This is a genomic window from Kitasatospora sp. GP82, from assembly GCF_029892105.1.
Lineage (GTDB): Bacteria > Actinomycetota > Actinomycetes > Streptomycetales > Streptomycetaceae > Kitasatospora.
Genome location: NZ_JARZAJ010000002.1, coordinates 275,936 through 289,567 on the forward strand (window position 1 = coordinate 275,936; position 13,632 = coordinate 289,567).

Sequence of the window (13,632 nt, forward strand, 5' to 3'; positions counted from 1 at the left end):
TGCACACGAGCATCCGACGCACGCACCCGACAGCGCCGAAAACAAGTAAGACGTCTCATGGTCGACCGGCACTCTCACCCGCCGCCGCGTGCGACCTCACCGCGCACGAACACACGGTCTCGGGACGGGCTGACCGACCCCGCAGCGACCGGTCTCGCCGGGTCCGCACCCTTCGTCGGGGTCCTACAAACTCGAGCGATCGTCGCACCGCCGGATCAGGGACCGAGCCTCGTTGCACCGAGGGCTGACCAGACGAGGCACGCCGTGATACAGATCACTAAAGGTCGATCTCGCAATTTGAGATGCCCGCGACCAGCAGTGAACCGAAAATCGCAAACATTCGCCAAAAGGATCTTGATCCGGCCTACACGCGATGCCCATCTGGCACGGATCTGGCACGGCAGGCCCCGATTGGTCCAGACAACAAGCAAGCCGCAGGCCTCTGGCCTGCGGCTTTGCGCTGGAGCGGGCGACGAGAATCGAACTCGCGCTATAAGCTTGGGAAGCTCATGTTCTACCATTAAACTACGCCCGCGTGACGAGCCGTCAGTGACTGCTCGATCATTGAACACTCTACCCCATTCGAGGGGGTGCTCGTGCCTGGCGTGAACGCGCCGCCGGGTCGATGCGCGAGGGTGGGGCGAGGCGTACCGTGTGGGCCGTTCCGCCGGGTTTGGTGAGGCGGCGAGCCGCTTCGTGAGATGTCCGGAACATCCCCTAATGTGTCGCTGTCCCGGGGCGTGGGCCCGCGCGGATATCGGCCACTGGTACGGCAGTTCCGCAGTACGGCGGTGCTGTCGTGCGGCAGGAGTACGGGGAAGAATGGGAAGGGGATCAATGGAGCAGCGGACCGTCGTTCGTTGTGCCGAGGGGCACCTGTTCAGTACCAGCACGTTCCCGATGCAGCAGCTCGGCGCCCGGCGGCTCGGGCCCGGCAGGCTCATCCGGTGTCCGCAGTGCGGACGGCTGCGCAGTTCGGTGCCGGCCGATGTGAGTGAACTGTCGGCGCCGCAGCTGGCGCGCGCACTGCGGCTGGAGGCCGCGCAGTTCCTGGCCTGAGGGTCGGGGACGGCGCCCGCCGAAGGCCCGGGGCGGCACCCGCCGCACAGCTGAGGCAGGGCAGAACGGACGACGTGGCCCCGGCCGGATTCGGCCGGGGCCCACGTGTGCACGTACTCTCGAAGCGTGCTGCTCTCTGACAAGGACATCCGTACCGAGATCGACAAGGGTCGGGTCGCTATCGACCCGTTCGACCCCGCGATGGTCCAGCCCTCCAGCATCGACGTTCGGCTGGACCGTTTCTTCCGGGTGTTCGAGAACCACCGCTACCCGCACATCGACCCCTCCGAGGAGCAGCCCGACCTCACTCGGCTGGTCGAGCCGGAGGAGGACGACCCGTTCATCCTGCACCCGGGCGAGTTCGTGCTGGCCTCGACGTACGAGGTGATCACGCTCCCGGACGATGTGGCGTCCCGGCTGGAGGGCAAGTCGAGTCTTGGGCGGCTCGGGCTGCTGACGCACTCCACGGCGGGCTTCATCGACCCGGGCTTCAGCGGGCACGTCACACTGGAGCTGTCGAATGTGGCCACGCTGCCGATCAAGCTCTACCCGGGGATGAAAATCGGCCAGCTCTGCCTGTTCCGGCTCTCCTCGCCGTCCGAGCACCCGTACGGCTCCGAGCGGTACGGCTCGCGTTACCAGGGTCAGCGCGGCCCGACGCCCTCGCGCTCGCACGTGAACTTCCACCGCACCAAGGTGTGACGACGCACCGGCACAAAGAGCCTTGACACGAAGTACCCCAAAGCAGGAACGAAATCCGGAGGGGGCGGACGGGGAGACCCGTCCGCCCCCTCCGGCGTGTTCAGGCTCGCTTCGGGCGGGTGACGGCGACGAGTTCGCTGCCGTCCTCGGAGAGGGTCAACTCGGTGCGCAGCTCGGCCAGTTCACCGAGGTGGTGCAGGTGGGTGCCGCCGCAGAAGATCTCGGCGGACCCGGCCGGGAGCTCGCAGTGCCAGCGGCGGCGGGCGGTCAGCTCGGGGCCGGGTACCTCGATGCGTACGGCGGCGTCGGCCGCGACCCAGGCGGCGAGCTGGGCGTTGACGGCCTCGGTGAGCGCCGGGACCGCCTCGGCGAGCGCGGGGTACTCCTCGGTCGCCTCCGCCGTGAAGCCCTTCTTGCGCAGGGACTTGCCGAGGCGGTAGGTGTCGGTGCTGGCCTCGGTGTCCATCACGGAGGAGGCCATCGCGAGGCTGTCGAAGTCGGGGTTGCCGAAGGCATCGGCGCGGCCCGGGTCCTTGCGCCAGCGCGGGGCCAGGGCGGCGTTCAGGGCGAGGGCGAGCAGGTGGCAGCCGCTGTGGGAGGCGGAGAGCAGGGCGCGGCGCTCGGCGTCCACGCGCAGCTCGGCCCGCAGGCCGACGGCGTCGGCCTGCGGCTGGGCCTCGACCACGTGCAGCACCAGCCAGGACCACTCCTCGTCGCCCCGCCGCACCGGGATGTCCGAACCGACCAGCAGCTCGCCGCCCTCGGGGCCGACGGCGCCGGTCAGGCAGTCCACCACCGGGTACGCGACGCCGCCGACTGCGAGTTCGCCGAGGTCGGCGGGCTGGTCGGGCCAGGTGTGGTCGAGCGGGTGGAACGGGGTCGCCTCGGTGACCACGGCGTACCGGCCGTCGGCCAGCGGGTGCACGGCGAGCACGGCCGACTCACCGGTCACCTCCCCGGCCGGGAAGCTGACGTGGGTGGTGGGGAGGAGGGTCATTCGGTGGCTCCGTGCACAGGGAGGATTCAAGGGAAGCGGGGCGGTCCCACCCTAGCCCCGGCCGGTCCCCTGTGGACCGGCCCGGACCCGTCCTCAGCCCCGCAGCACCGACGACGCCCCGGCGACCACGACCACCACGACCACCACGACCACCACGACCACAGCCTCAGCCGCGGCCGCAGCAGCCGGAGCCTCAGCCCAGCGTCGGCAGCTTGATCAGCACCAGCAGCGCAAGCAGTTGCAGCGCAGCCGCCCCGGCCGCCTTGCCCCAGGGCAGGTCGTGCAGGCGGCGGATCATCGTGGTCAGCAGGACCGCGCAGAACAGCCAGGTCGCCCAGCCGAGCACCTGCACCACGGGGTTGCCGGCCGGCAGGAAGAGGGCGAACAGCAGGCGTGGCGCGTCCGTGGTCCAGCCGATCAGTACGGCCAGACCGATCGTCGACTGCCAGGGGCCGTCCCCGCCGAGCTGCCTGGCCAGGGCGTACGTCACCGCGCCCAGCATGCCCCCGGCGAGGGCGAACCCGACGGCGGCCGCCGCGATCGCCCAAGCGGCCACGGAGAAGGTGGAGTTGACCACGTCGTTGTGGGTGGAGCCGATGCCGAGCACGGCGAGCACACCGTAGATCAGCGAGACGCTGAGCGCAGGCAGCCACACCTGGTGGTCGCGCATCCGGTCGAAGGTCCTGGTCGGCTCCCGGTAGATGCCCACCAGCAGCTGCTTCCACGGCAGTCGCGGCCCGCCGACGTGCGGGGTGGACTGGCCACCTGCCCGGTAGACGGCGACGTTGTCCTGCGCCGGGTAGTCCTGCTGGTCGTAGCCCTGGTACCCCTGCTGGTACGGCGGCTCGCCGTACGGGTACTGCTGCTCGCCGACGGCGAAGGCCCGGGTGTGCCCCGGCTCGTCCGCCCCGGAGGCGTACACCCCCGTCTGCCCGGCGCGCGCGTTCGCCTGGTACGCCCCCTGGCCGGGGTACGCCTCACCCTGGTACTCCTCGTGCGGCGCGGTGAAGTACTCGGGCTGCCCGGACTCGTACGGCGGGTCGTGCTGCGGCCCGCGCCCGTACTGCTGCGCCTGGGCGTCCGCGCGTGCGCGCGCGCCCGAGGGCCCACCGGGCGCCGCCGACCAGCCCTGTCGGGGGTCTGCGGCGCCCTGCCCGTTCTCGTATCCGTTGCCAGCCACGCATCGACGTTACCCGTTCACCACGACCGGTGACCGGTTGAGCGGGTACCGGTGAGAGATTGCAGCATCGCTGTGACACGCCGCGTCCGCCGTGACGAAGCACCGCCCGGACACGCCGAAACCGCGGGGCGCGTGGCCGCAGGAACCCGCTACCGCCGGGCGCTGACCGCCGGTGCGTGCACCACGGCCGCCGAGGTCTCCCCGGCCGGACACCCGCCGGGGCCCGCCGTCGTACGGACCGCACCGACCGGCAGCAGCGTGCCGCAGGCGATCCGGATGCCGTTCGGCAGTTCGTTGTCGGACTCGACGATCGCGCCGTCCCCGATCACGGCGCCGTCCAGGGCCGTGCGCGCCCCGATCGTCGCGTACGCGCCGACGATGGAGTCCTTGACGAAGGCGTCCGCTCCGATCGCCGCGCCGGGCAGGATCACGCTGCCCTCGACGATCGCACCGGGCTCGACCACGGCGCCCTCGGAGACGACCGTGCCGGAGCTGAGCACCGCGCCCGGGTGGACGTCGGCGTCGGGCAGCAGCAGTGCCTCGCCGATCGGGCCGGGCACGGCCGGGGAGTCGACCTTGCCGAGCACCAGGTCGGCCGAGCCGCGCACAAAGGCGGCGGGGGTGCCCAGGTCGAGCCAGTAGGACGTGTCGACCACGCCGCGCAGCAGGGCACCGGTGGAGAGCAGCTCGGGGAAGGTCTCGCGCTCGACGGAGACCTCGCGTCCGCTCGGGATGCGGTCGATCACCGATCGGGTGAAGACGTAGCACCCCGCGTTGATCTGGTCGGTGACGATCTGCTCGGGGGTCTCGGGCTTCTCCAGGAACTCCAGCACTCGCCCGTCGGCGTCGGTCGGTACGAGGCCGAAGGCGCGCGGGTCCTCGACCCGGGTGAGGTGGAGGGTGACATCGGCCCCGGCGGCCACGTGGCCGTCGCGCAGGGCGGCGATGTCCACGCCCGAGAGGATGTCGCCGTTGAAGACGAGGACGGGCTCGTCCGGGCCGCAGGTGAGGCCGGTGGCCGCGTTGCGGATCGCGCCGCCGGTGCCCAGCGGCTCCTTCTCGGTGAGGTAGACCAGCTCGATGCCGTAGGGGCTGCCGTCCTTGAAGTGGTCGACGAAGACCTCTGCGAGGTAGGAGGTCGCCAGGACGACCCGGGTGACACCGGCGGCGGCGGCGCGCGCGAGCTGGTGCGCGATGAAGGGGACGCCTGCGACGGGGAGCATCGGCTTGGGGGTGTGGGTGGTCAGCGGGCGCAGCCGTGTGCCCTTACCGCCGACCAGCATGATCGCCTCGGTCATGGTCCGCGATTCTCCCCTTGTTCCGGTGTGGTGGCCCGGCCGGTTCTGGTGGCCGGTGTCGCCATTCGGTGACATCTGACGTGTGAAATCCGACGTGTGCGTGATTGATCATCGGCCGCGCGCAGGGCCCGTCCAGCGCCTACTGTATTTGCTTCCAAAGCACGCACGTTCCCGCGGCCGCTTGATCCGTATCACTGAATCACCGAAGACCCCCACCGGCGATCGACAAAGTCCTTAAACGAGCATTAACGATCGCCGAAGATCGGATCCACCGGAATGCGTTCGGCCCCACCCCCGGGCTGGGATGGGGCCGAACAGCGACCACTACGACGGCGGCGGATCAGCCGCCGGGGCTCAGACCTCGGCCGGCTCCGGCTCGGTGGGCTGGGCCTTCACCGAGTCGAGCAGCAGCTGGGCCACGTCCACGACCTTCAGGTGCTCCTTCGCGGCGCCCTCGTTCTTCTTGCCGTTGACCGAGTCGGAGAGCATCACCAGGCAGAACGGGCAGGCGGTGGAGACGATGTCGGGGTTGAGCGACAGCGCCTCGTCCACCCGCTCGGTGTTGATGCGCTTGCCGATCCGCTCCTCCATCCACATCCGCGCGCCACCGGCGCCGCAGCAGAAGCCGCGCTCCTTGTGGCGGTGCATCTCCTGCTGGCGCAGGCCCGGGACCTTGTCCATGATCTCGCGCGGCGGGCTGTAGACCTTGTTGTGACGGCCCAGGTAGCAGGGGTCGTGGTAGGTGATCAGGCCCTCGACCGGGTTGACCGGGACGAGCTTGCCCTCGTCGATCAGGTGCTGCAGCAGCTGGGTGTGGTGGATGACCTCGAAGTGGCCGCCCAGCTGGGGGTACTCGTTGGCGATGGTGTTGAAGCAGTGCGGGCAGGTGGCGACGATCCGCTTGAGGGGAGCGTCCTCCAGCGCGGCGTTCAGGGTCTCGACGTTCTGCGCGCCGAGCATCTGGAAGAGGAACTCGTTGCCCAGACGGCGGGCCGAGTCACCGGTGCAGGACTCCTCCTTGCCGAGGATCGCGAACTTGACGCCCGCCGTGTGGAGCAGCTCCGCGAAGGCCTTGGTGGTCTTCTTGGCGCGGTCCTCCAGGGCACCGGCGCAGCCGACCCAGTACAGGTACTCGACCTCGGCGGGCTCGATGTCCTCGCCGATGACCGGCACCTCGATGCCGGTCTCCTTCTTGAGCTCCTTGACCCAGTCCAGGCGCGCCTTGGTGGCCATGCCCCACGGGTTGCCCTTGTTCTCCAGGTTCTTGAGCATCGTCCCGGCCTCGGTCGGGAACGAGGACTCGATCATCACCTGGTAGCGGCGCATGTCGACGATGTGGTCGATGTGCTCGATGTCCACCGGGCACTGCTCGACGCAGGCACCGCAGGTGGTGCAGGACCAGAGCACGTCCGGGTCGATCACGCCGCCCTCTTCGGCGGTGCCGACCAGCGGACGCTCGGCCTCGGCCAGCGCGGCGGCGGGCACGCCCGCCAGCTGCTCGGATGTTGCCCGCTCCTCGCCTTCCATGGACTTGCCGCCACCGGCCAGCAGGTACGGCGCCTTGGCGAAGGCGTGCTCCCGCAGGCTCATGATCAGCAGCTTCGGCGAAAGCGGCTTGCCGGTGTTCCAGGCGGGGCACTGCGACTGGCAGCGGCCGCACTCGGTGCAGGTGGAGAAGTCGAGGATGCCCTTCCAGGAGAAGTGCTCGACCTGGGAGGCGCCGAAGACGGCGTCCTCGGCCGGGTCCTCGAAGTCGATCGGCTGGCCGCCGCTGGTCATCGGCCGCAGGGCGCCGAGCGCGACGTCGCCGTCCTCCTCGCGCTTGAAGTAGATGTTGAAGAAGGCGAGGAAGCGGTGCCAGGCCACACCCATCGACGGGTTGATGCCGATGGTGGTCGCCCATGCGAAGGAGACAGTGATCTTCAGCATCGCGAAGAGGTAGATCAGGTTGACCAGGGTGCCGTGCGACAGGCCCTTGAAGGCCAGCACCAGCGGGTACGAGATCAGGTACTTCGGCTCGTACGAGCCGACGTGCGTCAGCGCGCCCTCAAGGCCGCGGAGCACCATGATGCAGATGCCGATGCCGAGGATCGTGTACTCGACGTAGAAGGCCTGCCAGGCGATCGAGCCGGAGAAGCGCGACTTCCGGCCGGACTTGGACGGCAGGCTGAGCAGCCGGATCACGATCAGGATCGCGATGCCCAGCGTGGTCATGGTGCCGACCAGCTCGGTGAAGAGCTCGTACGGCAGCCAGCCGCCGAGCACCGGGAGCACGAAGTCGGCGTTGAACAGTTGGAAGAAGGCGGTCAGCAGGGTGAGCAGCAGGGAGAAGAAGCCGATCGCGACGCACCAGTGCGCGACGCCGACGACGCCCCACTGATTCATCCGGGTGTGGCCGAAGAACTCGGTCGCCACGGTCTTCACCCGCTGCGCGGGCTCTCCGAACCTGGTGGAGTCCGGCGCCCCGGTCCTCACCACCTTGTAGATGTACATCGCCGCACGGGCGGCGAGCGCGGTGCCGATCACGAAGGTGACCAGCGAGATGACGATCGCTGCTAGCTGCATCGCTCTCCGTCTCCAGCGGCTGGTATCAAGGATGTCAAGGCTTCTGCCGAGTGTACTGGTCAGTAACTTAAAGGCTAGACCGGGGCGGACATTACCGGCCGTTAACACCTGTCCAGAAGATGCACAGGGTATGGCGGCAGTCACTAAGGACACACTCACCCCAACGGGCGAGCCCTGCGCGCAGGGGGGTCCACACATAAGCGCTAAGTAAAGTTGAGCGAGGCCGACTCATGGCTATTGACGGGCCGGTCGCCGTCGGGCATGCTTGAGCCGGTAAAGCTCAACTTATTCGCGGAGGTATCCACGATGGCACGTGCGGTCGGAATCGACCTCGGTACGACGAACTCGGTCGTCAGCGTTCTGGAGGGCGGCGAGCCCACCGTGATCACGAACGCCGAGGGCGCCCGGACCACGCCGTCCGTCGTCGCCTTCGCCAAGAACGGCGAGGTGCTCGTCGGCGAGGTCGCCAAGCGCCAGGCGGTCACCAACGTTGACCGCACCATCCGCTCGGTCAAGCGCCACATGGGCACCGGGTGGAAGATCAACCTTGACGGCAAGGACTTCAACCCCCAGCAGATCAGCGCCTTCATCCTGCAGAAGCTGAAGCGGGACGCCGAGGCGTACCTGGGCGAGACGGTCACCGACGCGGTCATCACCGTCCCGGCGTACTTCAACGACTCCGAGCGGCAGGCCACCAAGGAGGCCGGCGAGATCGCGGGCCTGAACGTCCTGCGCATCGTCAACGAGCCGACCGCCGCCGCCCTCGCCTACGGCCTGGACAAGGACGACCAGACCATCCTGGTCTTCGACCTCGGCGGTGGCACCTTCGACGTCTCCCTGCTGGAGATCGGCGACGGGGTCGTCGAGGTGAAGGCCACCAACGGTGACAACCACCTCGGTGGTGACGACTGGGACCAGCGCGTCGTCGACCACCTGGTCAAGGTCTTCCAGGCCGGCCACGGCGTCGACCTGTCCAAGGACAAGATGGCCCTGCAGCGTCTGCGCGAGGCTGCCGAGAAGGCCAAGATCGAGCTGTCCTCGTCCTCCGAGACCTCGATCAACCTGCCCTACATCACGGCCTCCGCCGAGGGCCCGCTGCACCTGGACGAGAAGCTCACCCGCGCCCAGTTCCAGCAGCTCACCGCCGACCTGCTGGAGCGCTGCAAGGTTCCGTTCCACAACGTCATCAAGGACGCCGGCATCGCGCTGTCCGAGATCGACCACGTGGTCCTGGTCGGTGGCTCCACCCGCATGCCGGCCGTCGCCGAGCTCGTCAAGGAGCTGACCGGCGGTCAGGACGCCAACAAGGGCGTGAACCCGGACGAGGTCGTCGCCATCGGCGCCGCCCTGCAGGCCGGTGTCCTGAAGGGCGAGGTCAAGGACGTCCTGCTGCTCGACGTCACCCCGCTGTCCCTCGGCATCGAGACCAAGGGCGGCATCATGACCAAGCTGATCGAGCGCAACACCACGATCCCGACCAAGCGCTCCGAGATCTTCACCACGGCCGAGGACAACCAGCCGTCCGTGCAGATCCAGGTCTACCAGGGCGAGCGCGAGATCGCGGCGTACAACAAGAAGCTCGGCATGTTCGAGCTGACCGGCCTGCCGCCGGCCCCCCGCGGCCTGCCGCAGATCGAGGTCACCTTCGACATCGACGCCAACGGCATCATGCACGTCGGCGCGAAGGACCTCGGCACCGGCAAGGAGCAGCGGATGACCGTCACCGGCGGCTCCTCGCTGCCGAAGGACGAGGTCGACCGCATGCGTCGCGAGGCCGAGCAGTACGCGGAGGAGGACACCAAGCGCCGCGAGGCCGTCGAGACCCGCAACCAGGGCGAGCAGCTGGTCTACTCCACCGAGAAGTTCATCGCCGACAACGCCGAGAAGCTCCCGGCCGACGTCAAGACCGAGGTCGAGACGGCGATCACCGAGCTCAAGGAGACGCTCAAGGGCGAGGACGTCGCGGCGATCCGCGAGGCCACCGAGAAGGTCTCCACCACCGCGCAGAAGCTGGGCGCCGCTCTGTACGCGCAGAACGACGCCGCCGGTGCGGCTCCGGCCGGTGACGCCGCCGCCGGTGCCCACAAGGACGACGACGTCGTCGACGCCGAGATCGTCGACGAGGACAAGCCCAAGGGCGGTGCGGCATGACGGAGAAGCCGCGGGGCGGCAAGCCCGGCGACGACTCCGCCGCCGAGGAGGCCGTGCTGAAGGCCGCCGAGGAGGCAGTCTCCGGCGCCTCCGCCGACGAACTCGCCGCTGCCAAGCGCGAGGCCACCGAGCGGACCGCCGACCTGCAGCGCCTCCAGGCCGAGTACCAGAACTACCGCAAGCGGGTCGAGCGCGACCGGCTGACGGTCCGTGAGATCGCGGTCTCCAGCATCCTGGAGACCCTGATCCCGGTGCTGGACGACATCGGCCGGGCCCGCGAGCACGGCGAGGTGACGGGCGGCTTCAAGTCCGTCGCCGAGTCGCTGGAGACGGTCGTCGCCAAGCTGGGCCTCCAGCAGTTCGGCAAGGAGGGCGAGCCCTTCGACCCGACCATGCACGAGGCGCTGATGCACAGCTACTCCTCGGACGTCACCGAGGACACCTGCGTGCAGATCCTCCAGCCCGGCTACCGGATCGGCGAGCGGATCATCCGCCCGGCGATGGTCGCCGTCGCGGAGCCCCAGCCGGGCAGCCAGAGCACCTCGGCCCCGGACGCCTCCGAGAAGTCGGAGTCCGACAAGGCTGACGGTGCGGCCGAAAGCTGACACCCTGTGCGCTGCGGAGTCGTACGTCGTCCTTCAGTACGACGGCCGGCTCCGCAGCGCCGTATCCGCAAGCTCTGACCGTTATATGTTCCGGCCTGGGAGGTGGCGGCAGCCATGAGCACCAAGGACTACGTGGAGAAGGACTACTACAAGGTCCTCGGTGTGCCCAAGGACGCCACCGCCGCCGAGATCAAGAAGACGTACCGCAAGCTGGCCCGCGAGTTCCACCCCGACGCCAACAAGGGTGACACCAAGGCCGAGGAGCGCTTCAAGGACATCTCCGAGGCGTACGACGTCCTCTCGGACGAGAAGCGCCGCAAGGAGTACGACGAGGCGAGGTCGCTGTTCGGCTCGGGCGGCCTCCGCGGTGGCGGGCCCGGCGGCGGCAACTACAGCTTCGACTTCGGCGACCTGTTCAGCGGCTCGCAGGGCGGCGCGGGCGGTGGCATCGGCGACGTCTTCGGCGGGCTGTTCAACCGCGGTGGCCGGCAGGCCCAGCCACGGCGCGGCGCCGATGTCGAGACCGAGGTCACGCTCAGCTTCGAGGAGGCGGTGGACGGCGCCACCGTCCCGCTGCGGATGACCAGCCAGGCGCCGTGTCGCGTCTGCTCGGGCACCGGCGCCAAGTCCGGTACCACGCCCAGGGTCTGCCCGACCTGCGTCGGCGCGGGCACCGTCAGCCGGGGCCAGGGTGCCTTCGCGCTCTCCGAGCCCTGCCGCGACTGCAAGGGCCGCGGCATGCTGGTCGACGACCCGTGCACCGTCTGCCACGGCAGCGGCCGGGCCAGCTCCGCCCGCACCATGCAGGTCCGCATTCCGGCCGGGGTGCAGGACAGTCAGCGCATCCGCCTCAAGGGCAAGGGCGCTCAGGGCGAACGCGGCGGCCAGCCGGGCGACCTCTATGTCACGGTCCACGTCGACTCGCACCCGGTCTTCGGCCGCAAGGGCGACAATCTCACCGTGACGGTCCCGGTGAGCTTTCCCGAAGCCGCGCTCGGCGGCACCATCGAGGTACCCACGCTCAACGGACCCGGGGTGAAGCTCAAGCTGCCGCCCGGCAGCTCCAACGGCCTCACCATGCGGGCCCGGGGCAAGGGCGCCACCCGCAAGGACGGCACCCGCGGCGACCTTCTGGTCACCGTGGAGGTCGTGGTCCCCAAGAACGTCGCCGGCGACGCACTGACCGCACTGGAGCAGTATCGCGAGGCCACCGCCTCGGACGACCCGCGTGCCGCCCTCTTCAAGGCGGCGGAGGGAGCGTGACCAGATGAACCAGGACCACATCGGCCCCGGCAGCCCGATCGGCCCCGGCGCTCCGGGCAACGGTGCCATCGGCCCCGGCCAGGGCCTCGGTGAAGGGCTCCCCGGCGGCGCGCGGCGTACCTCCCCGCCCCGCGCGAACCCGGCGGGCAGGACCAGCTACGTGCTGACCGAGGACACCCCCGTCTACGTCATCTCGGTGGCCGCCGAACTCTCCGGCCTGCACCCGCAGACCCTCCGTCAGTACGATCGCCTCGGTCTGGTCTGCCCCGACCGGACGGCCGGTCGCGGCCGCCGCTACTCCGCCCGCGACATCCAGCAGTTGAGGGAGGTTCAGCGCCTCTCCCAGGACGAGGGCATCAACCTGGCCGGCATCAAGCGCATCATCGAGCTGGAGAACCAGGTCACCGCCCTCCAGTCCCGGATCGCCGAACTGGCCGACTCCCTCGAAGGCGCCGCCGCCACCCTCCAGCAGCGCGAGGCCGCCGTCCACGCCTCCTACCGCCGCGACCTCGTTCCCTACCAGCAGGTCCAGCAGTCCAGCGCCCTGGTGGTGTGGCGCCCCAAGCGGTAGCACGAAGTGACTGCCACAGCCGCCGGTTCACCCTCCTGTTCGGGGGGTGTCGGCGGCTTCGCTGTGGTGAGAGAGTGCCGCTGGAATGCACAGCCGCGCCCGACCACGAATGGCCGGAGTCACGCTCGGCCACGCGCGCCTAAGATCCCGTCTGAGGTACGCCAGCCGAGCACGCGCACCACCTGAGCCAACTTCAAGGAGCCGCAGATGAGTGAGATGGCAGAGCCCGGCCTCACTTCGGGCGGGCTGGGTGTGCTGTCCGACGATGCTCGCGAGTTGTACCGGCGGGTACTGCGTGCCAATGGGCGGTTGGCCCCGTCCGAGGCGGGCTTGTCTCGCAGCCCTCACCTCGATGAATTGCTGGACATCGGCCTGCTGGTGCCCGACACCGACGAACCCGGCATGCTCGTGGCGGTAGATCCACGACAGCTGTCGGAGAATTTGGCCACTACATGGCAGCGTAAAGCACTCGATCTCCTCACCCGGGCCGTCGCGCTGCCGACGGATCTGAAGGATCTGACCGAGGCCTTCCACACTCCCGAGCAAAGCGGGGGAACGATCGAGTATGTCCGAGGAAAAGTCCTCATAAATCAGCGCCTGCAGCAGCTCACCAACGGCTGCACCCAGGAGTTCCTGGCCGCCCAGCCCGGCGGCCCCCGACCACCGGACGCCCTGGCCGGCAGCATAGCCCGGGATCTGGAGCTGCTACGCCGTGGCGCCGTTGCCCGGACGATCTACCACCCCAGCACCCGCTACCACCCGCCCACACGAGACTACGTCGCCACCATCGCACAGGCCGGCGGCCAGGTCAGGACCTTGGACGAGCCGTACACCCGCATCCTGGTCATCGACCGACATACGGCCATCATCCCGGTCGCAGACGACCTCAACGTGGCCGCGTTCATCCACGATCAGGCTGTCATCAGTTATCTCGTGACAGAGGTGTTCGAGCGCAACTGGAGCCGGGCGATCGAGTTCGACGGCACCAGTTCGGTGCCTCAGCAGGTGGTATCGCGTCTCCGAAAAACGATCATTGACCTGCTGCTCAAGGGCACCAGCCACCGGGTGATCGCCCGGAGCCTGGGCATCAGCGAGCGGACACTGGCCCGGCACATCGCGGACATGCGCGAGGACTACCAAGTGGATTCGCTGTTCCAGCTGGGTTATGTCCTCGCGCGGACCACGCCTGCCGGTCCCGACAGCACGCCCTTCGACTAGAAGTACCGCCGGCTCGGATCGGG

At 69.0% G+C, this 13,632-nt stretch carries 10 protein-coding genes, 1 tRNA gene and 1 pseudogene; 7 read left to right on the top strand and 5 right to left on the bottom strand.

Going from position 1 to position 13,632, the window contains the following annotated elements; genetic code table 11:
• Window positions 1–461: 461 nt before the first annotated feature.
• Window positions 462–535 (bottom strand) — tRNA-Gly (locus P3T39_RS02950).
• 302 nt (window positions 536–837) lie between these two features.
• Here P3T39_RS02950 and P3T39_RS02955 point away from each other — a divergent pair.
• Window positions 838–1,059: a hypothetical protein gene (locus P3T39_RS02955; RefSeq protein ID WP_280695671.1), complete on the top strand. Its 222-nt coding sequence runs from the start codon at window positions 838–840 to the stop codon at window positions 1,057–1,059.
• Between the two features lie 126 nt (window positions 1,060–1,185).
• Window positions 1,186–1,761 (top strand): dCTP deaminase, encoded by a 576-nt coding sequence (gene dcd / locus P3T39_RS02960; protein ID WP_280695672.1) that lies wholly within the window; start codon window positions 1,186–1,188, stop codon window positions 1,759–1,761.
• Between the two features lie 100 nt (window positions 1,762–1,861).
• On the opposite strand, the gene P3T39_RS02965 is transcribed toward dcd, so the two are convergent.
• The 4 genes and pseudogenes from P3T39_RS02965 to P3T39_RS02980 form a co-directional block, all read right to left on the bottom strand.
• Entirely contained in the window at window positions 1,862–2,758 is an 897-nt protein-coding gene (locus P3T39_RS02965) for a metal-dependent hydrolase (RefSeq protein ID WP_280695673.1), read from the bottom strand.
• Between the two features lie 193 nt (window positions 2,759–2,951).
• Window positions 2,952–3,938: a Yip1 family protein gene (locus P3T39_RS02970; RefSeq protein WP_280695674.1), complete on the bottom strand. Its 987-nt coding sequence runs from the start codon at window positions 3,936–3,938 to the stop codon at window positions 2,952–2,954.
• Window positions 3,939–4,162: 224 nt separating this feature from the next.
• Window positions 4,163–5,236: pseudogene (locus P3T39_RS02975) on the bottom strand (NDP-sugar synthase); the annotation flags it as partial.
• Window positions 5,237–5,590: 354 nt separating this feature from the next.
• The gene (locus tag P3T39_RS02980; protein ID WP_280695675.1) at window positions 5,591–7,801 is read right to left on the bottom strand and encodes a (Fe-S)-binding protein; all 2,211 of its coding nucleotides are present in this window, start codon (window positions 7,799–7,801) and stop codon (window positions 5,591–5,593) included.
• 306 nt (window positions 7,802–8,107) lie between these two features.
• Between P3T39_RS02980 and dnaK the strand changes: the two genes are divergently transcribed.
• The 5 genes from dnaK to P3T39_RS03005 all read left to right on the top strand — a co-directional run bounded on the left by dnaK (window position 8,108) and on the right by P3T39_RS03005 (window position 13,609).
• Window positions 8,108–9,952, top strand: a complete 1,845-nt coding sequence (gene dnaK / locus P3T39_RS02985) for a molecular chaperone DnaK (protein WP_280695676.1) — start codon at window positions 8,108–8,110, stop codon at window positions 9,950–9,952.
• Window positions 9,949–10,557: a nucleotide exchange factor GrpE gene (grpE, locus tag P3T39_RS02990; protein WP_280695677.1), complete on the top strand. Its 609-nt coding sequence runs from the start codon at window positions 9,949–9,951 to the stop codon at window positions 10,555–10,557. The genes dnaK and grpE overlap by 4 nt, the downstream gene beginning before the upstream one ends.
• Window positions 10,558–10,671: 114 nt before the next feature.
• Window positions 10,672–11,820 (top strand): molecular chaperone DnaJ, encoded by a 1,149-nt coding sequence (gene dnaJ, locus P3T39_RS02995; RefSeq protein ID WP_280695678.1) that lies wholly within the window; start codon window positions 10,672–10,674, stop codon window positions 11,818–11,820.
• Window positions 11,821–11,824: 4 nt separating this feature from the next.
• A complete protein-coding gene (locus tag P3T39_RS03000) occupies window positions 11,825–12,391 on the top strand; it encodes a helix-turn-helix domain-containing protein (protein ID WP_280695679.1) in 567 nt (188 codons plus the stop codon).
• Between the two features lie 207 nt (window positions 12,392–12,598).
• Complete coding sequence (locus P3T39_RS03005) at window positions 12,599–13,609, top strand: helix-turn-helix domain-containing protein (RefSeq protein ID WP_280695680.1); 1,011 nt, start codon at window positions 12,599–12,601, stop codon at window positions 13,607–13,609.
• The last annotated feature ends 23 nt before the right edge of the window (window positions 13,610–13,632 follow it).

Coding starts and splice junctions, on each gene's coding strand:
- dnaK (WP_280695676.1), top strand. CDS start 8,108: ATGGCACGTGCGGTCGGAATCGACCTCGGTACGACGAACTCGGTCGTC.
- P3T39_RS02980 (WP_280695675.1), bottom strand. CDS start 7,801: ATGCAGCTAGCAGCGATCGTCATCTCGCTGGTCACCTTCGTGATCGGC.
- P3T39_RS02955 (WP_280695671.1), top strand. CDS start 838: ATGGAGCAGCGGACCGTCGTTCGTTGTGCCGAGGGGCACCTGTTCAGT.
- P3T39_RS03005 (WP_280695680.1), top strand. CDS start 12,599: ATGAGTGAGATGGCAGAGCCCGGCCTCACTTCGGGCGGGCTGGGTGTG.
- grpE (WP_280695677.1), top strand. CDS start 9,949: ATGACGGAGAAGCCGCGGGGCGGCAAGCCCGGCGACGACTCCGCCGCC.
- dnaJ (WP_280695678.1), top strand. CDS start 10,672: ATGAGCACCAAGGACTACGTGGAGAAGGACTACTACAAGGTCCTCGGT.
- P3T39_RS02965 (WP_280695673.1), bottom strand. CDS start 2,758: ATGACCCTCCTCCCCACCACCCACGTCAGCTTCCCGGCCGGGGAGGTG.
- P3T39_RS03000 (WP_280695679.1), top strand. CDS start 11,825: ATGAACCAGGACCACATCGGCCCCGGCAGCCCGATCGGCCCCGGCGCT.